Annotated in this window: 23 protein-coding genes and 4 pseudogenes; 15 read left to right on the forward strand and 12 right to left on the reverse strand. The window is 73.4% G+C overall.

Annotation, left to right across the window (positions count from 1 at the left end):
- The first annotated feature begins 34 nt into the window (after positions 1 to 34).
- From QQK45_RS10765 to QQK45_RS10775, 3 genes and pseudogenes are all read left to right on the forward strand, one after another.
- Positions 35 to 700 carry a TetR/AcrR family transcriptional regulator gene (locus tag QQK45_RS10765; protein WP_284293262.1) on the forward strand — a complete coding sequence of 222 codons (666 nt, stop codon included), beginning with the start codon at positions 35 to 37 and terminating at the stop codon, positions 698 to 700.
- Between the two features lie 98 nt (positions 701 to 798).
- Positions 799 to 1,248: pseudogene (locus QQK45_RS22210) on the forward strand (MFS transporter); the annotation flags it as partial.
- Between the two features lie 89 nt (positions 1,249 to 1,337).
- Positions 1,338 to 1,970 carry an MFS transporter gene (locus QQK45_RS10775; protein ID WP_348525354.1) on the forward strand — a complete coding sequence of 211 codons (633 nt, stop codon included), beginning with the start codon at positions 1,338 to 1,340 and terminating at the stop codon, positions 1,968 to 1,970.
- A 165-nt stretch (positions 1,971 to 2,135) separates the two neighbouring features.
- Here the strand turns inward: QQK45_RS10775 and QQK45_RS10780 are convergent, their stop codons facing one another.
- From QQK45_RS10780 to QQK45_RS10805, 6 genes and pseudogenes are all read right to left on the reverse strand, one after another.
- Positions 2,136 to 3,788 (reverse strand): ABC transporter substrate-binding protein, encoded by a 1,653-nt coding sequence (locus QQK45_RS10780; RefSeq protein WP_284293265.1) that lies wholly within the window; start codon positions 3,786 to 3,788, stop codon positions 2,136 to 2,138.
- 29 nt (positions 3,789 to 3,817) lie between these two features.
- Positions 3,818 to 4,528 (reverse strand): ATP-binding cassette domain-containing protein, encoded by a 711-nt coding sequence (locus QQK45_RS23175; protein WP_431310259.1) that lies wholly within the window; start codon positions 4,526 to 4,528, stop codon positions 3,818 to 3,820.
- Positions 4,525 to 5,643 carry an ABC transporter ATP-binding protein gene (locus QQK45_RS23180; protein ID WP_431310260.1) on the reverse strand — a complete coding sequence of 373 codons (1,119 nt, stop codon included), beginning with the start codon at positions 5,641 to 5,643 and terminating at the stop codon, positions 4,525 to 4,527. Before QQK45_RS23180 ends, QQK45_RS23175 begins: the two co-directional genes overlap by 4 nt.
- Entirely contained in the window at positions 5,640 to 6,605 is a 966-nt protein-coding gene (locus QQK45_RS10790; protein WP_284293266.1) for an ABC transporter permease, read from the reverse strand. Before QQK45_RS10790 ends, QQK45_RS23180 begins: the two co-directional genes overlap by 4 nt.
- 26 nt (positions 6,606 to 6,631) lie before the next feature.
- Positions 6,632 to 8,254, reverse strand: a complete 1,623-nt coding sequence (locus QQK45_RS22215) for an ABC transporter permease subunit (protein WP_348525205.1) — start codon at positions 8,252 to 8,254, stop codon at positions 6,632 to 6,634.
- A pseudogene (locus QQK45_RS10805) lies at positions 8,251 to 8,553 on the reverse strand (NADPH-dependent FMN reductase); the annotation flags it as partial. The pseudogene QQK45_RS10805 and the gene QQK45_RS22215, both read right to left, overlap by 4 nt.
- Positions 8,554 to 8,963: 410 nt before the next feature.
- Here QQK45_RS10805 and QQK45_RS22220 point away from each other — a divergent pair.
- The 6 genes from QQK45_RS22220 to QQK45_RS10830 all read left to right on the forward strand — a co-directional run bounded on the left by QQK45_RS22220 (position 8,964) and on the right by QQK45_RS10830 (position 15,604).
- Positions 8,964 to 9,230 (forward strand): copper homeostasis protein CutC, encoded by a 267-nt coding sequence (locus QQK45_RS22220; protein ID WP_348525206.1) that lies wholly within the window; start codon positions 8,964 to 8,966, stop codon positions 9,228 to 9,230.
- Between the two features lie 50 nt (positions 9,231 to 9,280).
- Positions 9,281 to 9,784 (forward strand): copper homeostasis protein CutC, encoded by a 504-nt coding sequence (locus QQK45_RS10810; protein WP_348525207.1) that lies wholly within the window; start codon positions 9,281 to 9,283, stop codon positions 9,782 to 9,784.
- A 176-nt stretch (positions 9,785 to 9,960) separates the two neighbouring features.
- Positions 9,961 to 11,688, forward strand: coding sequence for an ABC transporter substrate-binding protein (locus QQK45_RS10815; protein ID WP_284293267.1), 1,728 nt, complete (start codon positions 9,961 to 9,963; stop codon positions 11,686 to 11,688).
- Between the two features lie 53 nt (positions 11,689 to 11,741).
- Positions 11,742 to 12,671 (forward strand): ABC transporter permease, encoded by a 930-nt coding sequence (locus QQK45_RS10820; RefSeq protein ID WP_348525208.1) that lies wholly within the window; start codon positions 11,742 to 11,744, stop codon positions 12,669 to 12,671.
- 51 nt (positions 12,672 to 12,722) lie between these two features.
- Positions 12,723 to 13,826 (forward strand): ABC transporter permease, encoded by a 1,104-nt coding sequence (locus tag QQK45_RS10825; protein ID WP_284293268.1) that lies wholly within the window; start codon positions 12,723 to 12,725, stop codon positions 13,824 to 13,826.
- Positions 13,823 to 15,604, forward strand: a complete 1,782-nt coding sequence (locus tag QQK45_RS10830; RefSeq protein ID WP_284293269.1) for an ABC transporter ATP-binding protein — start codon at positions 13,823 to 13,825, stop codon at positions 15,602 to 15,604. The genes QQK45_RS10825 and QQK45_RS10830 overlap by 4 nt, the downstream gene beginning before the upstream one ends.
- 8 nt (positions 15,605 to 15,612) lie before the next feature.
- Here QQK45_RS10830 and QQK45_RS10835 read toward each other — a convergent pair whose 3' ends face one another.
- Entirely contained in the window at positions 15,613 to 17,013 is a 1,401-nt protein-coding gene (locus QQK45_RS10835) for an MFS transporter (RefSeq protein ID WP_284293270.1), read from the reverse strand.
- Between the two features lie 217 nt (positions 17,014 to 17,230).
- Here QQK45_RS10835 and QQK45_RS10840 point away from each other — a divergent pair, with 217 nt between their 5' ends.
- The 4 genes and pseudogenes from QQK45_RS10840 to QQK45_RS10855 all read left to right on the forward strand — a co-directional run bounded on the left by QQK45_RS10840 (position 17,231) and on the right by QQK45_RS10855 (position 20,234).
- Positions 17,231 to 18,115, forward strand: a complete 885-nt coding sequence (locus tag QQK45_RS10840; protein ID WP_284295016.1) for a LysR family transcriptional regulator — start codon at positions 17,231 to 17,233, stop codon at positions 18,113 to 18,115.
- A gap of 240 nt (positions 18,116 to 18,355) precedes the next feature.
- Positions 18,356 to 19,330 (forward strand): annotated as a pseudogene (locus QQK45_RS10845) (RNB domain-containing ribonuclease); the annotation flags it as partial.
- A gap of 77 nt (positions 19,331 to 19,407) precedes the next feature.
- The gene (locus QQK45_RS10850) at positions 19,408 to 19,848 is read left to right on the forward strand and encodes a ribonuclease R family protein (RefSeq protein ID WP_284295017.1); all 441 of its coding nucleotides are present in this window, start codon (positions 19,408 to 19,410) and stop codon (positions 19,846 to 19,848) included.
- Positions 19,845 to 20,234 (forward strand): sterol carrier family protein, encoded by a 390-nt coding sequence (locus QQK45_RS10855; protein ID WP_284295018.1) that lies wholly within the window; start codon positions 19,845 to 19,847, stop codon positions 20,232 to 20,234. Before QQK45_RS10850 ends, QQK45_RS10855 begins: the two co-directional genes overlap by 4 nt.
- Positions 20,235 to 20,273: 39 nt before the next feature.
- On the opposite strand, the gene QQK45_RS10860 is transcribed toward QQK45_RS10855, so the two are convergent.
- The 4 genes from QQK45_RS10860 to QQK45_RS10875 form a co-directional block, all read right to left on the reverse strand.
- Complete coding sequence (locus tag QQK45_RS10860; RefSeq protein WP_284293271.1) at positions 20,274 to 20,732, reverse strand: GNAT family N-acetyltransferase; 459 nt, start codon at positions 20,730 to 20,732, stop codon at positions 20,274 to 20,276.
- A gap of 105 nt (positions 20,733 to 20,837) precedes the next feature.
- Positions 20,838 to 21,500, reverse strand: a complete 663-nt coding sequence (locus tag QQK45_RS22225) for an HNH endonuclease signature motif containing protein (RefSeq protein ID WP_348525209.1) — start codon at positions 21,498 to 21,500, stop codon at positions 20,838 to 20,840.
- Positions 21,449 to 22,249, reverse strand: coding sequence for a DUF222 domain-containing protein (locus tag QQK45_RS10870; protein WP_284295019.1), 801 nt, complete (start codon positions 22,247 to 22,249; stop codon positions 21,449 to 21,451). The genes QQK45_RS22225 and QQK45_RS10870 overlap by 52 nt, the downstream gene beginning before the upstream one ends.
- A gap of 6 nt (positions 22,250 to 22,255) precedes the next feature.
- A complete protein-coding gene (locus tag QQK45_RS10875) occupies positions 22,256 to 22,462 on the reverse strand; it encodes a hypothetical protein (protein ID WP_284292272.1) in 207 nt (68 codons plus the stop codon).
- Between the two features lie 207 nt (positions 22,463 to 22,669).
- On the opposite strand from QQK45_RS10875, the gene QQK45_RS10880 reads away from it, so the two are divergent.
- Entirely contained in the window at positions 22,670 to 23,080 is a 411-nt protein-coding gene (locus QQK45_RS10880; RefSeq protein WP_284293272.1) for a RidA family protein, read from the forward strand.
- A gap of 54 nt (positions 23,081 to 23,134) precedes the next feature.
- On the opposite strand, the gene QQK45_RS10885 is transcribed toward QQK45_RS10880, so the two are convergent.
- Entirely contained in the window at positions 23,135 to 23,467 is a 333-nt protein-coding gene (locus tag QQK45_RS10885; RefSeq protein WP_284293273.1) for a hypothetical protein, read from the reverse strand.
- A gap of 456 nt (positions 23,468 to 23,923) precedes the next feature.
- Here QQK45_RS10885 and QQK45_RS10890 point away from each other — a divergent pair.
- Positions 23,924 to 24,157, forward strand: a pseudogene (locus QQK45_RS10890) (lamin tail domain-containing protein); the annotation flags it as partial.
- Between the last annotated feature and the right edge of the window lie 662 nt (positions 24,158 to 24,819).

Raw genomic sequence — 24,819 nt, forward strand, 5'->3', positions numbered from 1 at the left:
GGACAGTAGTGTCCAAAAACCGTAGCGTGGACGCATGCCCAGGAGACGAGAGTTCGACGAGGACGCCGTCGTGGACGCCGCCATCGCGGAGTTCACCGAGCACGGCTACACCGGGACCGACGCCGTCGGGCTGTGCGAGCGCGCCGGGATCGCCCGGTCCAGCTTCTACAGCACGTTCAGCAGCAAGGACGCCCTGTTCGAGCGGGCCCTCGCTCGCTACACCGGACGCGGCGTCGACGAGCGCGAGGCGCTCCTCGCCAGCCCCGACCCCGCCCCCGTCGTCCTGCGCCGCCGTTTCACCGACACCCTCGGCGACCAGTGCGCGCGCGAGGACCGCGCCGGCTGCCTCTCCGTCAACACGGCCGTCGAGCTCGGCCGCAGCATGGACGGCGTCACCGCCCTGCTCGACGCCGACCGGGGCGCCTGGATCGACGCCTACGCGAGGATCCTGGCGCGCGGGCGCGAGGAGGGTCACGTCCGGCCCGACGTCGACCCCGAGACGTTCGGGCCGCTCGTCCACACGACGCTCGCCGGGCTGCGGGTCGCGGCGCGCGTGGCCACGCCGCAGGAGGTGCGCGCCCAGCTCGACGCGTTCCTCGACGCGCTCAGCACCGACGCCGGCCGCACGGCCCTCGCCGACGCCCCGGCGTGCGGCTCGCCCGAGCCCGCGGCCACCCCGGCGGCGGAGGCCCACGCGTGAGCGCCCCGGCCCTGACCGCCGCGCCGCGCCGCGCCCGTGTGCCGGGTGTCGTCCTCCTCCTCGCGGCCGTGACGTTCTGCCTCGGGACCAGCGAGTTCATGATCGCCGGGCTGCTCGAGCAGATCGCCGACGACCTCCACGTCAGCATCCCGCAGGCCGGTCTGCTCATCACGGCGTTCGCCGTCGGGATGGTCGTCGGGGCCCCGGCGATGGCGGTCCTCACGCTGCGCCTGCCGACCCGGTCGACGCTCGTCCTCATGACCGTCGTGTTCGCCGCTGCGCACGTGCTCGGCGCCCTCGCCCCCGGCTACGGCGTGCTCCTCGTCTCGCGCGTCGTCGCGGCCGTCGCGTGCGGCGGGTACTGGGCGGTCGCGGCCGTGCACGCGCACCGGGCCAGCCCGCCCGAGGTCGTCGGGCGGTCGCTCGCCGCGCTCGTCGGCGGCCTGACGATCGCCAACCTCGTCGGGGTGCCCGGCGGCGCCTGGCTGGGCGAGCGCTACGGCTGGCGGACCGCGTTCTGGGTGATCGCCGTCGTGACGGTGCTCGCGGCCGTGCTCGTCGCGGCAACGGTGCGCGCGCCGCGTGCGGCGGACGCCGCCCCCAGCGCACCCGCGACCTCCTGGCGCAGGAGCTCCGCGTGTTCCGGACGGGCCGCATCTGGCTCGCGCTCGCGACGACGGCGCTCTTCCAGGCGTCCGTGTTCGCCGCGTTCTCGTACTTCTCGCCGCTGCTCACGCGGGTCGCGGGCCTCGACCCCGACGCCGTGCCGCTCGCCCTCGTCGGGTTCGGGGTCGGGGCGTTCGTCGGGGTGACGGTCGGCGGGCGGATCGCGGACCGCAACCTCTTCGGCAACCTCCTGGGCTCGCTCGCGGCGACCGCAGCCAGCCTGCTGCTCCTCGCGGCGGTCGCGTCCGTGCCGTGGGCGGCCGTGGGTGCGGTGCTGCTCGTCGGGATGTCGGCGTTCTCCATCGCGGGAGCGCTCAACGCACGCGTCTTCCAGATCGCCGCCGACGCCCCGACGCTCGCCGCCAGCATGAACACCGCGGCGTTCAACGTCGGGAACGCCGTCGGGCCCGCGCTCGGCGGCGCCGTGATCGCGCTGGGTCTCGGCTACCGGGCGCCGCTGTTCGTCGGCGTCGCGCTGGTGCTCGGCGCGGTCGCGACGGCGCTCGTCGCGATGCGGCGCGAGGGGATCCGGGTGCGCCGCGCCGCGCCGTCGGCGGGGCCCGTCGTCACGGTCCCGGCCGAGGCCTGCTGCGCCGCTGACTGAGGGACCCACGGCACGACGACGGGGCCCGGCCACCCCAAGGCCGGACCCCGTCCGCGGTTCCCCCGTGGGAACCGGTGGCTCCACGGTGGGAGCCGGCCCCCGAGGGGCGGTGCGTCGTCGGGCGGCTACCCCGCCCCTCCCGACGACGCCGTCATGGTCAGGCCGTCACTTCGCCTTCCACGCGTCGACCAGCAGGTCGAGGCGGGAGTCGGCGCCGAGGGTGACCCCGTGGACGTCCTTCTGCGTGCCGATGATCGAGGTCAGCTCGTGCACCGGGACCTCGTGGTGCTGCGTGACGAGCCGCTCCTGGATCTGCGCGAGGAGCTCGTTGCGCTTGGTCTCGTCGCCCGTCGCGAGCTGCTCCTGGAGGAGCTTCTCGAGGGTCGGGTCGTCGATCCGGTAGTAGTTCGTGGCCGCCGTCGAGAACGACGTGCGCAGAACGTCGCCGTCGGCGCGGGACGAGTTGCCCCACGCCGCGTCGTAGTCGCCCTTCTGGAGCTTCGCCAGGAACTCGGGGACCGCGCCCGTCTCGAGCTTCGCCGTGATGCCCACGGCCTTGAGCTGCTGCTGGATGAGCTCGAGGGCCGTCTGGTTGGGGGCGAAGTTCGAGATCCACTCGATCGTGAACGTGAGCTGCTTGCCGTCCTTGGTGCGGATGCCGTCGGCGCCCGCCTTCCAGCCGTCGGCGTCGAGCACCTGCTTGGCCTGGTCGGCGTCGGTCACGATGTCCTTGCTGACGTCCGTGTAGCCGGGGGTGGTGACGCCGAGCGGGCTCGTCGCGACGGCGAACTTGTCGTTGAGCGCGGTGTCCCGGACCTCCTTCGGGTCGACCGCGAGCGACACCGCCTTGCGCAGCTCCGGGTCGGAGCCGAACGGGCTGCCCTCGTTGAACGTCAGGCCGAAGACGAGCCCCGGGTTCGCCCGGTACACGAGCGGGAGGCCGGCGCCCTCGAGCTGGCTCACGTCGTTGGGCTGCACGCCGCCGACGACGTCCGACTGACCCGAGGTCAGCGTCCCCGTGCGCACGCCCGCCTCGGGGACGACCTTGAAGGTCACCGAGTCGAGGTGCGCGCCCGTCGTGTTGTCGAAGACGGCGGGTGCCCACGTGTACCCGGCACGCTTCTTCAGGACCGTCTCGACGTTCTTCGTGTAGTGGTCGAGCGTGTACGGGCCGGAGCCGACGATCTTCGAGCCGTCCGCGCGGTCGTCGTACGGGGTCTTGAGCGTCGACTCCGCGAGGATGCCGAGGCCCACGGCCGTCGTGGCCTGCGGGAACGCCGCGTTCGGCTGCTTGAAGTCGACCTCCACGGTGTCGCCCTTCGCCACGATCTTGTCGAGGCCCACGAACGACGTGACCGCGTTGAGCGCCTTGGCGCCGTTCTTCACGATGTCGTCGAACGTGTCCTTGACGGACTGCGCGGTCAGCGGGGTGCCGTCGGAGAACGTCACGCCGTCGCGGATCGTGAAGGTGAACTTCTTCGCGTCGTCGCTGGCCGTCCACTTGGACGCGAGCCACGGCTCGAGCGAGCCGTCCTTCGGGTCCTGGTAGAGCAGCGAGTCGACGAGCTGACGAGTCACGTACAGGGTGTCGTTGCCCGACCCCGTGCCCGACGGGTTGAGCGAGATCGGGTCGTTCTGGATGGCGAAGCTGAGCGCCCCGCCGTCGACGGGCGCGCCGCCGTCGGACGCGGTGGTGCCCGCGCCGGAGGAGCCACCGCTGCAGGCGGCGAGGGCGAGCGTGAGTGCCGTGGCCGTCGCGAGGAGCGCGGCGGGTCGCCGCAGGCTGCGGGGCGACGGTCGCGTGTGTCGGTGGTTCATCGTTCTCTCTTCTCAGGGTGCTGAAAGGCTCAGGCGGGGACGCCGGCCTCGACGTGGGTGCCCGGGATCGCCCCGAGCAGCTCGCGGGTGTAGGGGTGCTCGGGGTCGGCGAGCACACGGTCGGTGGGGCCCTCCTCGACGACCTGGCCCTGCTGCATCACGACGACGTCGTGAGCGATCTGCCGGACGACGGCCAGGTCGTGCGAGATGAACAGGTACGACACGCCCAGCTCCGCCTGGAGCCGGGCGAGCAGCTCGAGCACCTGGGCCTGCACGCGGACGTCGAGCGCGGACACCGGCTCGTCGAGCACCACGAGCTCCGGCTCGAGCGCGAGCGCCCGCGCGATCGCGACGCGCTGCCGCTGCCCGCCCGACAGCTCCGCCGGCCGCCGGCCCAACGTGCTCGTCGGCAGGGCGACGTGGTCGATCAGCTCCCCGGCACGCGCCCGCCGGGACGCGCGGTCCCCGACGCCGAACGCCCGCAGCGGCTGCGTGACGATCCGCTCGACCGACAGCCGCGGGTCGAGCGACGCGTACGGGTTCTGGTGCACGAGCTGCACCCGACGGCGCAGCGCCCGCAGGTGCGCGCCGCTCGCGTTCGTCACGTCCTCGCCGTCGAGCAGGACGGACCCGCTCGTGGGGTCCGCGAGCCGCACCGCGACGCGGACCGTCGTGGTCTTGCCGGACCCCGACTCGCCCACGATCCCGAGCGTCTTCCCGCGCTCGAGCGCGAAGCTCACGCCGTCGACCGCGCGGACCACCCCGCCGCCCGCGGCGCGGGGCGGGGAACTCCTTGAGGAGGTCGCGGACCTCGAGGACCGGGGTGGTCGGGTTGGCGTCCTCGGTCGGGTTCGCGGGGCGGGGGAGACGCGCGCGGTCGTCCATCCGGCCGCTCGTTCCTCGCGGCCTCCCGCCAGACCCTCCACGACCGCGCGCGTCTCCCCCGCCCCGCTTCGCGTCCGTCTCGCCCGGGTGCAGCCTCCGCCACATGCCCGTTCGGGTTCAGCGCGGCTGCACCGTGCTTCACCAGCGCACCGGGCTCGCCCGCGGCCCCCACGAGGCTCCTGCTCGTGTTGAGGCTCGGGGCCGCTTCGATCAGCGACTTCGTGTACGGGTCCTTCGGGGCGTGCAGGATCTGGGCGGGGGTGCCCACCTCGACGATGCGGCCCTGGGACATGACGGCGATCCGGTCGGCGCGGTCCGCGGCGACGCCGAGGTCGTGGGTGACGAGGAGGACGCCCGTGCCCGCGGACGCGGTGAGGGTGTCGAGGTGGTCGAGGATCTGGCGCTGGACGGTGACGTCGAGCGCGGACGTGGGCTCGTCGGCGATGAGGAGCGCGGGGCGGGCGACGAGCGCGATCGCGATGAGGACGCGCTGACGCATGCCGCCGGACAGCTCGTGCGGGTAGAGGTGCGCGACGCCGTCGGGCAGGCCGGCCTGGGCGAGGGCCTCGTCGGCTCGCGTGGCGGCGGACTTCCGGTCGGCGAGGCCGTGGATCCGCAGGACCTCGGCGACCTGCCTGCCGACGGTCGTGACGGGGTTGAGCGAGACGGTCGGGTCCTGGGGGACGAGCCCGATCCCGTACCCGCGAACGGCGCGGAGCCGGCGGGCGGGCGCGGTCGCGAGGTCGGTGCCGTCGAAGCGGACGTGCCCGGACGTGATCCGCGCGGAGGGCGCGAGGAGCCGGACGACGGCGTGCGCGGTCGTGGACTTGCCGGACCCGGACTCGCCGACGAGCGCGACGGTCTCGCCGCTCGCGACCTCGAGGCTGACGCCACGGACGGCGTGCACGTCGCCGCGCGGCCCGGAGTAGGTGACGTGGAGGTCGTCCACCCTCAGGAGCGGGCTGGTCATGACGGGTTCCCTTCGGTGTCGAGGGCGCGGGCGAGCCGGTTGCCGGCGAGCACGGTGAGGGCGATGACGATCCCGGGGAGGGTGGTGAGCCACCACTGCCCGGCGAGGTAGTCGCGGCCGCCGGCGACGAGCGAGCCCCACTCGGGCTGGGGCGGCTGCGCGCCGTAGCCGAGGAAGCTCAGGGACGACACGGCGAGGATCGCGGTGCCGAGCTCGAGCGCGGCGAGCACGAGCACGGGCCCGACGGAGTTCGGCAGGACGTGCACGAGCAGGACCCGCCACCACCGGGACCCGCCGGCGCGGGCGGCCTCGACGTAGGCCGACGTCCGGACCCGGAGCACCTCGGAGCGCAGGATCCGGGAGACGGACGCGACGCTCGTCGTGCCGACGGCGATCGCGACGTTCACGGTGCCGAACCCGAGCGCGGTCACGACGGCCAGCGAGAGCAGGAGCCCGGGGATGGCGAGGAGGACGTCGGCGAACCGCATGAGGACGGCGTCGACGGCGCCGCCGACGAACCCGGCGAGCAGCCCGAGGACCGACCCGACGACGAGCCCGATCGCGATCGCGAGGAGCGCCGCGTGGAGAGTGGTCCCGGTGCCGTGCACGACGCGCGTGTACAGGTCGCGGCCGAGCTGGTCGGTGCCGAACCAGTGCTGGCCGGACGGCCCGGTGAGCTTGTCGGCGGGGACGCCCGCGAGCGGGTCCCCGGACGCCAGTACGGACGGCGCGACGGCGGCCACCAGGACCGCGACGAGCCAGACGACCGCGACGACGAGCCCGGGGCGCCGCACGAGGTGGCGCAGGGTGTAGCGCAGCCGGGCGCCGCGCGGGGCGACGTCGACGGCGGCGCGGACTGCGTCGTCGGGCGGGGTCACGACGAGGTCGACGAGCTCCGTGGCCCGGTCGTCCGTCGCGGGCCGGGCGCTGCCGGGGGCGAGGGCGGTGGTGAGGTCGGTCATGGGTGGCTCCCTGGGGTGCGCCGGGCTCAGGCGGCCGCGACGGCGTCGGGGACGGGGGTGCCGGGGCCGGCCGGTGCGCTCGGCGCCTTGCGCCGCCGCTGCTCGAGCCGCGGGTCGAGGAGGGGGTAGACGAGGTCGACGAGGAGGTTCGCGAGGACGAACACGAGCGCCCCCACGAGCACCACGCCCTGGACGACGGGGATGTCCTGGGCCTGCACGGACGTGGCGGTGAGCCGCCCGAGGCCGGGCCGCGAGAACACGGTCTCGGTCACGACGGTCCCGCCGAGCAGCCCGCCGACGAGGAGCCCGGTCGCGGTGAGGGCGGGCAGCGCCGCGTTGCGGAGCGCGTGCCGCAGGTGGACGCGGACGGGCGAGGCGCCCTTCGCCCGGGCGGTCGCGACGTAGGGCTCGCGGAGGGTCACGACGAGGCTCTTCGACAGGAGCTGCGCGATCACGGCCCCGGTGGGCAGGGCGAGGGTCACGGCCGGCAGGACGATCGACGCGAAGCCCTGGTCCCCGATCGCCGGGAACACCGGCAGCCGGAACGAGAACCACTGCAGGAGCATGAGTCCGAACCAGAATCCCGGGATCGCGACGCCGAGCGGCGGCAGGCTCAGCAGCAGCGCCTGCAGGGACCGCCACCGGACGAGCGTCGCGACGACCGCGAGCCCGCCCCCGAGGACGACGGCGAGCACGAGGCCCGCGAGCGCGATCTGGATGGTCGGGCCGAGGGCGTCGCCGATGAGCGAGCTCACGGGCTCCCGGGTGCTCACGGATCGCCCGAGGTCGCCGTGCAGCACGTTCCCGAGCTGGTGGACGTACTGCACGACGAGCGGCCGGTCGTAGCCGTACTCGTGCCGGACGGCGGCGAGCTGCTCGGGCGTGACGTCGCTCGAGTCCGTCCCGAGGAGCAGCGACACCGGGTCGCTGGGGAGCGCCCAGAGGACGAAGAAGGACACGGTGTAGGCGGCCCAGAGCACGCCGACGGCCTGCGCGAGGCGTCCTGCGACGTAGCGGAGCAAGGGGGTACCTCCGTTCGGGCGGGGTGGGGGCTCAGAGGGCGGAGTGGTCGCCGATCCGGTGGTAGGTGCGGTCGTGGTAGACGAGCGGGCCAGGGCTCGCGGTGTCCTCGGCGGCGCCGTCGACGCGCACCCCGTGCTCGAGCGCCCGCAGCGACACGAGGTAGCTCGACCCAACGGGGTGCGCTGGACGACGCGCGCCCGGACCCAGGTGAGGGCGTCGTCGATGACTGGCTCGCCCGTCGGCAGGGCGGACCACCCACCGGGGGCGAAGCGGTCGATGCCGCTGGTCGCGAACCGCGCCGAGACGTCGTCCTGGTCGTCGGCGAGGAAACTCACGGCGACGGTCCGGGCGCGCGCGAGCGCAGGCCACGACGACGACGTCGACGCGATCGAGAACGCGAGCAGCGGCGGCTCCGCGGACACCGAGATGACGGACGTCGCGGTGAAGCCGACGTGGCGCGGCTCGCCGGACTCGGGGTCCTCGTCGCGGAGCGTCACGACGGCGACGCCCGCGGGGTGGCGGCGGAACACGACCTTGTAGGCGTCGACGCTCAGGTGGGGCTCGTCCTGCTCGGCGAGCAGGGCGTCGAGGCGGACGAGGTCCGCGGACAGGGGTTCGGCGCTCATCGGGTGGCCTCCGTTCGGACGGTGGTGCGCAGGGCGGGTGCGGCGTCGGCGAGCCAGCGCTCGAGGACGGAGTCGAGGTCGGCGAGCTCGCCCTCGGTGACGGTCAGGGCGCGGGTCGGGACGACGGCACCGAGCTCGACGAGCAGCGGTCGGAGGTGGACCTCGCCGGCGAGCGCGTGGGCGGGGTTCCCGGACACGACCAGGGGGACGGCGACGACGTCGCGCAGGTCGCCCGCGCGGTACAGGTCGAGGAACGCCTTGAGCAGGCCCGTGTACGACGCCTTGTAGACGGGGGTGGCGACGACGACGACGTCGGCCCGTGCGAGGTCCGCGCGGACGGCGTCGGCCCGGGGTGCTCGGGTGCGAGCACCTCGCCGGCGAGGTCGGCCAGCTCGACGAGCTCGATCTCGGGCTCGACCGCGCGCACGTCGGCCAGCACCCCGGCGATCGCGGCCGCGGCGGCCCTGCCGGTCGCGGCGGTGCGAGACCCGGCACGGGGGTTCCCGGAGAGGACGACGATGCGGAGCGCGGGTGGCGTCGCGGCGTCGCCGGCGGTGGTCGGGGAGAGGCGGTGGTCGCCTCGGTCGTGAAGGTCATGGCATCTTGTAGGCCCGACGGCGCCCCGAGGTCACGCGTCGGCGGGAAGTTCCCGACGGTTGGGCGAACGTTGCGCCACGTGACACGGTCGGCGGGACGCTAGCCTCGTGCCGTGACCGACGACGCCTCGCGCCCCCGCGACCCCCGCAGCCCCCGCGACTACGGCCAGCACTCCGGCGGCCGTCGGGTGGCCCTCGAGATCGCCGTGCAGGACGTCGCGGGCGTGCGCACCGCGCGTGCCGGCGGCGCGCAGCGGGTCGAGCTGTGCGTGGCGCTCGGCGCCACGGGCGGCCTGACCCCGAGCGTGGGGCTCGTCGACGTGGCGCTCGCGGTCGCGGAGGACTTCACGGACCACGAGCCGGTCGAGGTCCACCCCTGATCCGGCCCCGCGCGGGCGGGTTCGTCTACGACCGGACCGAGCTCGACGTCATGGTCGCCGACGTGCGGGCGGTCGTGGACGCGGGGGCCCACGGCGTCGTCGTCGGAGCGCTCACCGCGGACGGCCGGGTCGACGTCGAGGCGGTCCGCGCGCTCGTCGCGGCCGCCGAGGGCCGCGAGGTCACGTTCCACCGCGCGCTCGACGCCGTCCCGGACGTGCTGCGGGCGCTCGACACGCTCGCGGCGCTAGGGGTGGCGCGGGTGCTCACGTCGGGCGGCGAGGCTCGCAGCGTCGACGGGCTCGACCAGCTCCGTCGCTGCGCGCGGCACGTGCACGACGAGGCGCTCCCGGTGCAGGTCCAGGCGGGTGGCGGAGTGCGGGTCGCTGACATCGCCGCCCTCGTCGACGCCGGTGTCGACGCCGTCCACCTGTCCGCGAAGACGGTCGTGCGGGACGCCGCCGGACCGGGTGGGGCGAGCGAGTACGAGGTCACCGACGCGGCGCTCGTGGTCGCGGCGCGCGACGCGCTCGACGCGGCACTGATCGCGGACTGAGGACGCGCCCGGGGGCCGCGCGTGCCGGCGCGTTGCCGCCCTGTATCAGTTAGGTAACTTTCCTGATCTATCCGGTCCGACACAGCGGACCCTTTGTTAGTGTCCCTGCACACCTCACGGTCGAGGCGCGGGCGCAGGGGCGCACGGGCGTCGCCGTCCACCAGAAAGGACCAACGATGATCCGAAGCACGAGGCGCAGGAGCGTCGTCGCCGCGGTCGCGCTGGCGTCGGGCGTCAGCCTGCTGCTCGCGGGGTGCGGCGGTGGCAGCAAGGCCACCGACGTGACTACCTCCAAGGCGGCCAGCACCGACAAGCCCACGGGCGTGGCGAACTCGACGCGCGTGCTCAACGTGTGGGCCGGCTCGATGACGCCGATCGTGGCGAACTTCAACCCGTTCTCCCCGAACGTCCTGCACGCCGCGATGGGTCCGATCTACGAGCCCCTCTTCGCGTTCAACAAGGCCGGCTCGGGCGACCCGACCCCGCTGCTCGGCGAGTCGTACGAGTTCAGCGCGGACGGCAAGCAGCTCACCGTGAAGGTGAAGTCGGGCGTCACGTGGAGCGACGGCACGCCGTTCACGGCCAAGGACGTCGCCTACACGTACACGTACGCGTTCTCGAAGCCGTCCTACATCGTCTCGGCCGAGGCGACGGACGACACGACGGTCGTCGTGAAGTTCGACAGCCCGCAGTTCACCAACGAGTTCTCGCTGCTGGGCACGACGTTCATCATCCCGGAGCACATCTGGAAGGACGTCAAGGACCCCGCCAAGTTCACGAACGACGACCCGATCGGCACCGGGCCGTACATCCTGAAGAAGGGCTCCGTGTCCTCGCAGGCGTACACCGTGGTCGCGAACCCCCAGTACCGCGACGCCGCCCAGGGCAAGCCCGCGGTCAAGACCGTGCGCTACGTCGGCCTCGACGGCAACCAGAACGCCGAGGACCTCGTCAAGCAGGGCAAGATCGACTGGACCGGCATGTTCGTGCCCGACGTCGACGCCGTCACCTCGCTCGGCATCGGGTACATCAACACGCCGCAGGACCCGACGACCATCTACACCTGCTCGAACGCCGACGAGGGCTGCACGGGCGCGCAGACCGACAAGGCCGTCCGTCAGGCCCTGAACGTCGCGATCGACCGCAAGCAGATCAACGACAAGGCGTTCAAGGGCCTCGGCGGCACCATCTCGCCGACGTTCGCGCTCCTCGGCCGCGACGACAAGTGGATCACCGACGACGCCTGGAAGGAGTCGCCGCAGTCGGCGGACGCCGCGGCCGCCGCGAAGATCCTCGAGGCCGCCGGCTACACCAAGGGCTCGGACGGCTTCTACGCCAAGGACGGCAAGACCGTCTCCATGACGCTCAAGTCGCCGAGCGGCTGGACGGACTACAACCAGGCCGCCGAGCTCGTCGCGTCCGAGGCCAAGGCCGCGGGCATCAAGATCACCGCGAGCACCATCTCCGAGCAGGAGTACTTCGACGCCCGCGGGTCCGGCAAGTACGAGCTCCTCATGGGCGGCGTCGTCGGCACGTCCGTCGCCGACCCGTTCCAGATCTACAAGGACTGGTTCGCCGGCTTCTCGACCACCAAGGTCGGCACCCCGCTCAAGGCGAGCACCTGGAACTTCTCGCGCTACTCCAACCCCGACGTCGACGCGGCCGTCAAGGCCGCCGCGTCCACCAACGACGAGGCGAAGCGCAAGGAGCAGTACGCGATCGTCCAGAAGAACATCGTCGACGACCTGCCGTACATCCCGGTGATCATCAACGCCACGCAGACCTTCTTCAACCAGAAGGACTTCTCCGGATGGCCCACCGATGACGACCTCTACCAGTTCCCGCCGTCGTGGGGCTCGGTCTCCTCGGGCGTGATCCTCGCCAACCTCGTCCCTCTCAGCTGACCTGAGCAGGACCTACCGAGGATGAGCTCGACGACGACGGGAAGAGCCGAACCATGAAGTACTACGGGCGGCGGGTGGCGTTCTACGCGGTCACCCTCTGGGCCGCTGTCTCCCTGAACTTCTTCATCCCGCGGATGCTGCCCGGCGACCCCGCGCAGATCCTCCTGGGGAAGCTCGCCCGCAACGGCGACGTGACCCCGGCGGTGCAGAAGAACGTCGAGCTCATCCTCGGCGGCTCCCACGAGCCCCTGTGGAACCAGTACTGGGCGTACCTGGACAACATCGTGCACGGGAACCTCGGCATCTCGGTGTCGAAGTACCCGGAGCCGGTGTGGGACCTCATCAAGGACGCCCTGCCCTGGACCCTGTGCCTCGTCGGGTCCGCGACCATCATCGCGTTCGCGATCGGCATCGTCGGCGGCGCGTGGATCGGCTGGAAGCGCGGCAGCGCGTGGGACCACGTGATCCCCTTCACGGCGTTCCTGCAGTCGGTGCCGTACTTCTGGCTCGCGATCCTGCTGGTCTACTTCCTCGGCATGAAGGCCGGCCTCGCGCCCATCTCGTGGGGGTGGGACGTGCAGACGTACGACCACCCCGAGTGGACCTGGGCGTCGATGGTCGACGTGTTCCAGCACGCGGTCCTGCCGGCGCTGACGATCATCCTGAGCGCGGTCGGCGGCTGGCTCGTCGGGATGCGCAACATGATGGTCTCCACCCTCGCGGAGGACTACATCGTGACGGCGGAGGCCAAGGGCCTCCGCCCCCGCCGGGTGCTGTGGGTCTACGCGGTCCGCAACGCGGCCCTGCCGTCCTTCGCCGGCTTCGCCGTGGCGCTCGCGTTCGTCGTGTCCGGCTCCCTGGTGATGGAGCAGGTGTTCAGCTACCCCGGCATCGGCAAGCTCTTGATCACGGCCGTCAGCAACGCGGACTACGCGCTCATGCAGGGGTGTTCCTGCTCACGACGGTCGCCGTGCTCGTCGTGAACTTCCTCATGGATCTCATCTACGGCTTCATCGACCCGAGGACGCGTCACCATGGCTGAGCACGAGACCACGGGCGAGGACGTCCGCGAAGCGCACATGGTCACGGGCGCGGCCGACACGGTCGCCGCCGCGGGCGTCGTCGTCGACGGTCTTCCACCGGACCTCCCCGAGGCCGTCGGCGACGGCTCGCTCGCCGCGGCCGTGACGGGGGAGCCGGCCGCGGCCACGCAGTCCCGTTCCCGACGACGCGACCTCATGCCGTCCTGGTCGCCCAAGCTGGTCGTCGGGCTGGTCATCACGGGCCTGATCGTGCTGTTCGCGATCATCGTGCCGTTCTTCACGCTCGACCCCAACAGCACCGACTACGACGGCCTCCTGAAGCCCGGCGAGCAGGGCCACCTGCTCGGCACGAGCGCGATCGGCAACGACATCTGGGCGCAGCTCGCGCACGGCGCGCGCGGCTCGCTGCTCATCGGCGTCACCGTCGGCGTGATCGCCCTGATCTTCTCGGTGATCTTCGGCATCTTCGCCGGCTACCTGGGCGGCTGGGCGGACGAGACGCTGTCGCTCATCACGAACATCATGCTCGTCATCCCGGCGCTGCCGCTGACGATCGTGCTCGCGGCGTACTCGTCGAGCCGCTCCATGTGGCTGGTCGCGGGAGTCCTCGGCCTGACCGCGTGGACGGGGTCGGCGATCGTGCTGCGGACGCAGGCGAGATCGCTGCGCGTGCGCGACTACGTGCTGGCGGCCCGGGTCGCAGGCGAGAGGTCGCGGCGCATCATCGCCGTCGAGATCCTCCCGAACCTGCTGCCTCTCGTGGCGGCGCAGTTCCTCTTCGGGGTCATCTTCGCGATCCTCGGCGAGGCGGGCCTGTCGTACCTCGGCCTCGGCCCGACCGACGCGGTCACCTGGGGCACGATGCTCTACCAGGCGCAGAACGGCTCGGCGCTGACGCTCGGGGCGTGGTGGTGGTTCGTCCCGCCGGGCCTCCTCATCGCGCTCCTGGGCTGCGGGCTCTCGCTCGTCAACTTCGCCATCGACGAGATCATCAACCCGAAGCTGCGCAACGTGCCGAAGGCCACCCGACGGGTCCGGAAGGCCCGGAAGGTCGAGTCGCGCGCCGCAGCGACGACCGAGGAGGCCGGCGCATGAGCGCGACCGCGACCCGGCCGGCCGGACCCCTGAGCCTGCCGTCCCACGACGCCTACCTGGAGGGACTGACCCCGGTGCTCACCGCGACGGACGTGTCGATCGACTACCTCGTCGACCCGCCCGTCCACGCGGTGAAGAACGTCTCCCTCACCCTGCACCGCGGCGAGATCCTCGGCCTGGCCGGGGAGTCTGGATGCGGCAAGTCGACGCTCGCCTACGGACTGAACCGGCTGCTCAAGCCCCCGGCCGACCTCGCGAGCGGCGCCGTGACGTTCCACGACGAGTCCGGGACCGACATCGACGTCCTCGGCCTGTCGGGCGAGCGTCTGCGGGTGTTCCGCTGGGACAAGATCTCCATGGTCTTCCAGGGAGCGATGAACTCGCTCAACCCCGTCATCAGCGTCAAGCGGCAGCTCTTCGACGTCTTCAGGACCCACCGCCCCGACATGCCGAGGAAGCAGATGCTCGCCGAGGCGCAGGAGCTGCTGCGGATGGTGGGCGTCGACCCGAACCGGCTCGACAGCTTCGCCCACGAGCTCTCGGGCGGCATGCGGCAGCGCGTCATGATCGCCATGGCGCTCGCCCTGCGCCCGCAGGTGATGATCATGGACGAGCCGACGACGGCGCTCGACGTCGTGGTCCAGCGCGGCATCCTGCGCGAGATCATGCGGCTGCGCGAGCAGTTCGGGTTCGCGGTCGTCTTCATCACGCACGACCTGCCGCTGCTGCTCGAGATCTCCGACCGCATCGCGGTCATGCTCCAGGGCGAGATCGTCGAGCTCAACACCGCTGCGGACCTCTACGAGCGTCCGCAGCACGAGTACACGCGGCGCCTGCTGGCGTCGTTCCCGAGCCTCACCGGAGACCGGGGTTCGTTCATCCGCACGGGCGAGACCGGAGGGTGGCCTGACATGACCGACACCGATCAGAGGGCACGCCGCACGGGCTCGCTCGAGGTCAAGGACCTCGTCAAGGACTTCCGGGTCCGGTCCGGGATGCGGAGCTCGAAGTTCCGCGCCGTCGACCACGTGTCGTTCACGCTCGAGCCCGGGAAGACCGTGGCGCTCGTCGGGGAGTCCGGCTCGGGCAAGTCGACGGTCGCGCGCATGATCGCGAAGCTCGAGAAGCCCACGTCGGGCGAGATCCTGCTCGACGGCGAGCCGAGCGCCAGCCGGGGCGTCGCCCTCATGCGCTATCGGAACGACGTCCAGATGGTCTTCCAGGACCCGTTCGCGTCCCTCAACCCGTTCCACACGGTGGGGCACCACCTCGAGCGGCCGATCAAGATCCACCACCGCGCGTCGGGCCGGGAGGGCGTCGAGGCCGAGATCGAGCGGCTCCTCGAGAAGGTCAACCTCAACCCGCCGCGCGAGATGGCGGACCGCCGCCCGCACGAGCTCTCCGGAGGTCAGCGCCAGCGGGTCGCGAGCGCGCGCGCCCTGGCGCCGGGGGCGCGGTTCCTCATCGCCGACGAGCCCGTGTCCATGCTCGACGTGTCGATCCGGCTCGGGATGCTCAACATGTTCGCGCGCCTCCAGCGCGAGGAGAACCTCGGGGTCCTCTACATCACGCACGACCTCGCGACCGCGCGGCACTTCTCCGACGAGATCCTCGTCATGTACCGCGGGCAGGTCGTCGAGCGGGGACCGTCGGACCGGGTCATCCTCGACCCGCAGCACGAGTACACGAAGACGCTGCTGGCCGCGGCGCCCAACCCGGAGAACCACGGCAGGCTGCGCGAGGAGGTGCGGGCCGAGCTCGCGCGCGAGAACGCCTGACGCCACGCTCAGCCGGCCTCCCGAGCCCGGCGCGCGGCGACCAGGAGCAGGACGAGGGCGACGGCGCACAGACCGGCGAGCGCGACGAGCCCCGTCGCGGGCGCGTCGACCACGAAGGCGCCCGCGAGGGCGACACCGATGCTCGCACCGAGCTGGCGGACGGCGCTGAAGAGGCCGCTCGCCCGCCCGGCCGTGCCGGGCGGTGCGACGCCGATCACGAGCGCGACGAGCGAGGGCAGCGCGAACGACGTCCCGAACCCGAGCGCCGCGAGCGCCACGAGCAGGACGGCGAACCCGCGCGCCCGGTCCAGGGCGTCGCCGTGCACCGCGCCCGCGAGGGCGAGCCCGCCGGTCGCGAGCAGCGCGAGGCCGAGGAACAGCGGCGGCCACGGACCGTGCCTGGCGACGAGCCGGCCTGTGAGGAGCGGGTTGACGGCGAACGGGACGGTCATCGGCAGGAAGGCGAGGCCCGTCTGGAGCGGCGAGAGCGCCGCCTGCCGGGCGAGCACCAAGGGGACGACGAAGAGGACGCCGGCGAGCGTCGCGTTCACGGCGGCACCGGTCACGAGGGCCGGTCCGAGCCCGGGCCCGCGCACGAGGAGCGGGACGCTCGAGCGCCCGTCGACCACGACGAGCACGCCGGTGGCGACGACGGCGCCCGCGAGCGAGACGGCGCCGTGGACGACGTCGCCGGCGCCGAGGGCGATGACCGCGTCGGTGCCGAGGGCCAGCGCCGCGACGGCCGCGAGCTGCACCACCGAGCCGGCCGGACGACGTCCCGTCGACGCCGACGCCGGCGCCAGCGTCGGCACCGGGGCGTTCGCCCGGACGAGCAGGCACGTGAGGGCCGCGAGCGGGACGTTCACGAGGAACACGGCGCGCCAGCCGCCGACGGCGACGAGCACGCCGCCGAGCACGGGCCCCGCGGCGACGGCGGCTCCGCTCACGGCGGCCCACACGGACACGGCACGGGCGCGCCGTCGAGGGTCGGGGTAGAGGCCGGCGATCATCGCCATGGACGCCGGCACGCACGCCGCCGCGGCGACCCCGAGGGCGGCCCGGAGGGCGACGAGCGTGGCCAGGTTCGGCGCCGCGGCGCACGCGAGCGATCCCAGCCCGAACGTCACGACGCCGACCGTGAACACGCGGCGGGCGCCGTACCGGTCGGCCGCGGCACCGGCCGAGAGCAGCGCGGCCGCGAACGTCACGGTGTAGGCCGTGACGGTCCACTGGAGGCCTGCGGTGGACGGGTGGAACGACCGGGCGAGGTCCGGTTCCGCGACGGCAAGGACGGTCATGTCGAGCAGGACCATGAAGTAGCCGAGCGCGATGCCGAGCAGCCGGACGGCGGTCCGGCGGGGCAGGGGTGGGGATTCGGGCGGGACAGGGGCGGCGGCGTCGACGAGCAAGGAGTGGCTCCAGGTGGGTTCGAGCGTGCGGACGAGCCCCAGGCTCGACGCGGGCGTGGGGTCGCTCCACCGGCTCCGCCGAACGCGTCGTTCGGTTCCGCCGAACGGCAGCGGGCTCGAGGGGGACGGCGGCGCGCCGGGTGCGCCGTCGGGCGCACGGGACCGATACTGCGTCGGCAGGGTCGGTGGGTCGAGCTGGGGGTGTGCGCGGGTGGAGATGCGGCAGCTGCGGACGTTCGAGGCGGTCCTGCGGCACGGCACGGTGACGGACGCCGCGGTCGCGCTGGGGCTCGCGCCGTCGTCGGTGTCGGAGCAGGTGCGCTCGCTCGAGCGCTCGCTCGGCGTGGACCTCTTCGTCCGCCGGCCGGGCGGCATGCGGCCGACCGCGGCCGGGGAGCGCCTGCGGGGCTGGGCGCGTCGGCTCCTGGCCGACGCCGAGGCCGCGCGCCGCGACGTCGCCGCGGTCCCGGAGACGGTCCGGCTGGGGGCGCTCGAGACGATCGCCGCGACCTACGTGCCGCGGGTCGCCGCGCGTCTCGCGGCGGAGCGGCCCGGCCTGGACGTGGCGCTCACGTCGTCGGTCTCGCGCGCCGCCCTGCTCGACGGCGTCCTCGACGGGTCGCTCGACGCCGCCCTCGTCCTCGACTCCGGAGGTCCGCTGGGCGAGCTCGGGTACCCGGTCCCGTCGGGGGCGCTCGAGCACGTCGACGTCGAGCCCGTCCCGCTCGCGCTCGTCGCGGCGCCCGGTCACCGGCTCGCGGCGGCGGCTGGTCTCGAGCCGGTCGACCTGCGCGGTGAGCGGCTCCTCGTGAACGTCCCCGGGTGCTCGTTCCGGTACGCGGGCGAGCGCCTGCTCGGCGAGGTCGTCGAACGGGTCGAGGCGGGTGGGGTGCCGGTGCTGCGGTCCTGGGCGGCGCAGGGGCTCGGCCTCGCGCTGCTGCCCGAGTTCGCCGTGTCCGACGACATCGCCGCGGGCACGCTGGCCCGGCTCGACCTCGACGTCCCCGCGCTCGCGCTCCGGCTCGTCTTCCGGGCCGGCTCCGACGCCGACGACGACCTGCGCGCGCTGCTCTACGCGGTGGTCGCGCCCGACACCCTCTAGCCTCGGGGTGTGCCTGCCCAGTACCTGAGGATCGCCGGCGCGGACGCCGCGACGTCGCGTGCCGTGCGCCGCTCGCTCGCCGCCCTGCGCCGCCAGATGGAGATCCCGGACGACTTCACGCCCGAGGTCCTCGCCGACGCCGAGCGCGCGGCCTCCCGCGGTCCGACCCTCGCGACACCCGGACCCGGGCGCGAGGACCTGCGCTCCGTGCCCTTCCTCACCATCGACCCGCCGGGCTCGATGGACCTCGACCAGGCGATGGCCCTCGAGCGCGTCAGCGGGTCCGGGAGCGCCGGGCCCGACGGCGCAGGCTCGGGTTTCGTCGTGCACTACGCCATCGCCGACGTCGCCGCGTTCGTCGAGCCCGGTGGCCCCGTCGACACCGAGTCGCACGCGCGCGGCACGACGCTCTACGGCCCGGACGGGCGCACGCCGCTCCACCCCGCGACGCTCTCGGAGGGCGCGGCGAGCCTCCTGCCCGACGCCGACCGTCCGGCCGTCGTCTGGCGGATCGTCCTCGACGGGCGTGGGGAGATCGTCGAGGAGACCGCCGACGCACCGGGTGTCACCGTGCGCCGCGGTGTCGTGCGGTCCGTCGCCCGCCTGAACTACGAGGAGGCGCAGGCCGCGCTCGACGGGCGAGCGCCGTCGTCGGGCAGCCAGGACGAAGGGGAACCCGACGATGCGCGGTGGCCGGACAGCGTCGGGGAGACGCTCGCCCTGCTGAAGGAGATCGGGTCGTTGCGGCAGGAGCGCGAGCGCGAACGCGGCGGCGTGTCGCTCGACGTGCCCGAACAGGTCGCCGTCACCCACGACGACGGCACCACCACCCTCGAGCTGCGCTCCACCCTGCCCGTCGAGGGGTGGAACGCCCAGATCTCCCTGCTCACCGGGATCGCGGCGGCGCGGCTCATGCGCGCCGGCGGGGTCGGGATCCTGCGCACGCTCCCGCCCGCGGACCCGCGGGACGTCGCCCGGCTCCGCCGCACCGCGCGAGCGCTCGGCATCCCGTGGCCCGCGGAGCAGTCCTACGGGGAGCTGCTGCGCACCCTCGACTCCGCCCAGCCCCACCACGCCGCGTTCCTCACCGAGGCGACGACGCTGTTCCGCGGTGCGTCGTACCTGGCGTTCGGCGGCACGGACCTGCCGGCGGCGTCCGAGCTGCCCGAGCTGCCCACCGTGTCCGACGACCCGGGCGACGGCGTCGTCACGCGGCACGCCGCGATCGCCGCCGAGTACGCGCACGTCACCGCGCCGCTGCGGCGGCTCGTCGACCGGTACGGCACCGAGGCATGCCTTGCGGCGTGCTCGGGCGATCCCGTGCCCGGTTGGGTGCTCGACGGGCTCGGCGCGTTGCCCAAGATCATGGCCCGCACGGGGCAGAAGGCCGGGTCGTTCGAGCGGGCGTGCCTCGACACCGTCGAGGCCGCCCTCGTCGCGGACCGGGTGGGGGACGTGTTCGACGGCGTCGTCGTCGACGTCGACGACAAGCCCGCGAAGCCGAAGGACGCGGCGGACCCCGCCCGCGCCGCGGGGAGCGGGGACAGGTGGTGGTCGCGAAGCCCGCCCTCCGCGCGTCGGTCACGGGGGCCGCGCTGCCGCTCGGCGAGCCCGTCCGGGTGCGGCTCACCGAGGCGTCCGTCGAGGAACGTCGCATCGCGTTCGTCCTCGCCGAGGGTGACGTCCCGTCCGCCGACGGTGACGTCGGCGCCGCCGGCGAGCGTGGCGTATGACGCCGCGTCGCCGCACCGCGCCCGACGCCGGACGCGCGGCCATCGCCGGATGGCGCGCGGCGCTCGCCGCCGGGTCCGGGCCGGTGCGCGCCGACGTCGCCACCGCGGTCCGTTTCACGCTCGAGGAGCTCGCCGACGTCGCCCCCGGTCACGCCGTCGAGGTCCGCGTTCCGCCGTGGGGTGCGGTGCAGGCGATCGAGGGTCCGCGACACACGCGGGGGACGCCGCCGAACGTCGTGGAGACCGACCCGGAGACGTGGTTCGGGCTCGTGACCGGGACACTCGGGTGGGACGACGCCGTCGCCGACGGGCGCGTGCGGGCCTCGGGTGAGCGCGCGGCCGAGGTCGCCCGGTGGTTGCCGCTGCAGGCGGCGCGCCCGCGCTAGGTGTACCGGGCGCAGACGCACGCCGCCGAGCCCACGACGTCAGGCTGTTTCCAACGGGCGTGACCATGCGACCTCGCGGTCGAGCTGGCCGGTCTGCTGGAACAGGCGCATCTGATGGGTGTGAGCGAGCGCCTGAGCGAGCTCGTCACGATCGGCTTGCGCGAAACCGAGACTCTGCCAGAACGGCCCGGAACGGCGGCTGAAGAGCCAGGCCGTCGTCGCTCCCTCTTCCGCGGCCCGTTCCAGGGCGAATCGGGCAAGGGCACTGCCTCGCCCGCGGGATCGTTCCGCAGAGCTCACGGCGACGCTCCGGATCAGGGCGTGACGGCCATCGGCGCTCATCTCGTAGCCGGTGCTCCCGACAACCGCACCCTGTTCGTCGCGTCCGAGCCACAACCGAACGTTCTCGGCATCCAGGCCGCTGAGGGTCAGGTCGACCTGACCCAGGAAGGCCGTCAACGCTCCGACGTCCGCGGCCTTGCACTGCTCGAGATCCACGCGCACCAGTCAACCATCCGCACCTCGCGGACCGAGCTCGTCAGATCGGGTCGCTGCGCGAGCGGAGCCCGGAGCGGTGGCCCTGCGTCAGAACGGGGGTGGGCGTCAGAACGGGGGTGGGTCGTCGTCGGCGACCGCGTCGGTGATCTCGTCCGGGGCGGGGAAGGCGAGTGCGGGTCGGGTGGTGTGTTCTTGTCCGGTGGGCGAGGTCCAGGCCAGGGTGCCGTCGGTGCCGGTGTGGCGCGCGTCCCAACGGGTGGCGTGCTTGAGACGGTGGTGTGTGCGGCACAGGTGGGCGAGGTTCGTGGCGTCGGTGGTCCCGCCGGTGACGTAGGGCACGGTGTGGTCGGTGTCGCAGCGCCTCGCGGCCCGCGAGCAGCCGGGGAACCGGCAGGTGGCATCGCGCAGGCGCAGGTAGGCGCGTAGGTCCGCCGGGACGGTGTAGGTGCCGCGTCCCAGCGCGAGGACGGCCCCGGTGTGGGGGTGGGTGAGCAGGCGCCGGAACGAGGGTGCCCGGGCCGCGAGGAGGGTCGCGGTGTGGTCGTCGATCGGCCCGTACCCGTCCAGGTGCGCGACCTGCGGGCACGCCGCCTCAACGACCCGCGACGGTGCCGGTGGTGGCGGCGGTGACGATGACGCCGGTAGCGGGCCGGCCGAACGTGGTGGGGTCGTGCGATCGTCCAGGCCGGTGCCCTGCGGTGGTTCGCCTTGGGTGGTCAGGGTGCGAAGCAGGGTGAGGACGGGGACGGTGACCGTGACGTGGGGCACGATGCTGCGCGCGATCCGGGCCATCGCCTCCCGGGTCGCGGCCACGCGCCGGGCAGAGTCGTCGGGCTCGAACGTGGCGTGTTGCAGCCGGTCCCACAGCTCCCGCACCCCGGCCGGGCCCCCTCCTCGGGCCGCTCGGTGCCTGAACCGTCCGGGCCGCCGGGACGATGGCTCGGGTCAGTGTCCAGGCCGGTGTCGGCGACTGGCACCTGGAGGCTGAGGGCGGCCAGGTCGAGGGTGCCGTCGTCGAGCAGCAGCGCGGACAGCACGTCCGCGCGCAGCTGGTCGACGGTCCGCGGCTCATCCGGGCCACCCAGCACGGCCACGGCCCGATCGATCCGGTCCTCGACCGCGCACGCCGTGGCCGCGGGCAGGTACGCGGTGAGGAACGCCATCCCGTCCCGGGCCGGTTCGACCCGCACCCACCGGCGGGCCGCGGCCCGCTCGTGGCGGACGTTGACCGGTTCGGCGAGCCGACGCTCCCGGCACCGGGCGACGTGGCGCCCGAACGCACCCGGCGGCATCGACCCCGCGACCGGCAACGCCGCGGTCTCGACCTCGGCCCGGTCGGAGGGGTCGAGGTCGCCGGTGTGCTCCACCACAGCTTGGGCGTGGCGGTAGGACACCCGACCCGCCCGCATCCCCGCGACCGTCGCAGGCAGGGCACCCACCAGGACCTGCGCCTCGTCCAGCAACCGCGACGCGGTGCGTTCGTGCACCGTGAGAGCCGTCGCGACCTCGGCGACCAGGGCACGCTAAGCCAGCGTGGCGTCCTCGGACCCGGACCACGCATCCGGAGCCAGGTCCGGGGCCAGCAACGACCCCGGGTCGGACTCGACCAGCCGCCGCGCGACCTCCAACAGCTCGGTCCGCCACCCGGTCGCGGTCCGGATCATCGACTCGACCTGACCGATCGCCCGCACGACCCCCGCCACCGTGGCCTCGTCCTCCCCCAGACTCAACGACGGCACCCCGCCCTCCGGGCCGGAATGGGAGGGCACAGCGAGATCAGAACCCGCGCCCGCCGTCGTCGTCATGCCCCCAGTCAACACCGACCCACCGACACCCACTCGAACAGGCGTTCGAAACCACCGGGTTCGGCTCGCCGAACCCGGTTGCTCGTCGATATCCGCTCGTCCTCAGGCGGCCATCGGACGACGATCGGGTGCATGGCATCGGAGATCGAGCGCATCAACCCCGCCGGCCTGCACGGAACCCCGGGCTACCACCATGTGACCGTCGTGCCCGCCGGTCGGACCGCGTACCTCGCCGGCCAGTGCCCGCTCGACGGTGCGGGGAACCTCGTGTCGGACGATCTCGACGCGCAGATCGACCAGGTCGCGGCGAACGTCCTCGCGGCCCTGGCCGTCGTCGGCACTGGGCCCGAGGACGTCGTCCGCACGGTGATCTACGTCGTCACCGCTGACCGCGGCGTTCTCGGACGCGTGTGGGACAGGTTGACCACCTCGGCGGTCGGGCCCGCGTTCACCACCGCGAGCACGTTGCTGGGGGTCGCGCAGCTCGGGTTTCCGGGTCAGCTGGTCGAGGTCGACGTCACGGCGGCCCTGCCGGCCTCGTAGTCGGCGCGGCTCGCACTCCCCGTGGCTCTGCCCGACGAGAGCGTTGGCCGGCCCTCAACCGCGGTCGCCGTCGAGCGGAACCGCCACGACCTGGACCTCGTCCGCGTACACGACGCGCCCGGGGCTGCTGGTGCGTCGTTCGACCCACGCGACCCCGTACCGGTCGAGCAGGACGAGGTACTCGCGTGCCTTGTCGACGAGCTCGACCGCCGACGCCCTGAACCAGGCCTTCGCCCCGGGGTTCACCGCTCGGTCGTAGACCAGCGGGTCGACCGCGGACGGGTCCCGGTAGGCCTCGGTGCACCAGGCGTTGCTGCGACGCCACCACGCATGGTCCTCCGCGGTGAGGACGCCCGCCCGCGCGAGCCCGTTCGCCAGCCCGAACACTCCCGGATGGTGCCCGCGCGCGTTCGGTTCGGCGCTCTCGAACCGCACGAGCTCCGCATCCCGACCCATGGCGGTGGACGCTAGCCGCGACCACCCGCTCCTGCGGTGGTGGCGCGCCGTCCGCGTGCGGAACCGGCCGCCGTCGGGCAGCGTGTGGCGCGGGGTGACGCCCCGTTCACAGGCCGTTCATCACGGCGACACGGGCGTGCCCTGGGATGACGACGACGTCCGGTGCCACGACGACCGCACGTCGCCGTGCGGTTCGGGCGCCGCCCGAGCTCGCGAGACAGCTCGACACACCGAGGAGTCAACGTGGACGGTCAGCACAGCTGGAGGAGGGTCGCGGCGCTCGGCGCGACGGCGGCCCTCGTGGTCACGGGCGGGGGAGCGGCCGCGTGGGCCGCCACGGGCGGAGGTGACGGCCCGACGGCGCAGGCCGACGCCGCCTCGCACGTCGTGATCTCGGAGGCGTACCTGTCGGGTGGCAGCGCCAACGCCCCCTACACGACGAAGTTCGTGGAGCTCTACAACCCGACGGGCTCGGCGGTCGACGTCGACGGCTGGTCGGTGCAGTACCGCCCGGCGACGGGGACGGGCGCGTCGACCTCCACGGTCGCCCTCACCGGGTCCATCGCTGCCGGCGGGCACTACTTGGTCGCGGGAGGCTCGAACGGCGCGACGGGCGAGGCCCTCCCGACCCCGGACGCGTCGGGCGTGGCGCTCAACCCGTCGGGCTCGACGGGCACGCTCGTCCTCGCGTCGACGGCCGACAAGCTCACCCTCCCCACAGGCTCGGTGACGGGCAGCGCTGCGACCGCCGCGCACGTCGTCGACCTCGTCGGGTACGGGACCTCGAACACGTACGAGGGCCACCCGGTCACGGGGCTCCCCGGGAACACGACGCCGAGCTCGCTGCAGCGCGCGGGCGACGGCGCGACCGACACCGACGACAACGCCGCCGACCTCACCGTCGGCTCGACGGTCACCCCGCAGAACACGGGCGACGACACGACCCCGACCGACCCGGGCACCCCGGACCCCGGCACGGACGCGACGATCGCCGAGGTGCAGGGCACCACCGACACCAGCCCGTACGTCGGCAAGACGGTCACGACTCGCGGCGTCGTGACGGCGGCGTACCCGACGGGCGGCTACAACGGCCTCTACATCCAGACGCCGGGCACGGGCGGCGACGTCGATCTCGCGACGCACCACGCGTCCGACGGCCTCTTCGTCTACTCGAGCGCGGCCGCCGCAGCACTGAAGCCCGGCCAGTACGTCGAGGTCACGGGCACCGTCTCGGAGTACTCGGGCCTGACCGAGCTGTCCGCCACCACGTGGACCGTCCTCGA

Origin of the sequence: Luteimicrobium album, from assembly GCF_030161555.1 — a bacterium.
GTDB classification, from domain to species: domain Bacteria; phylum Actinomycetota; class Actinomycetes; order Actinomycetales; family Cellulomonadaceae; genus Luteimicrobium; species Luteimicrobium album.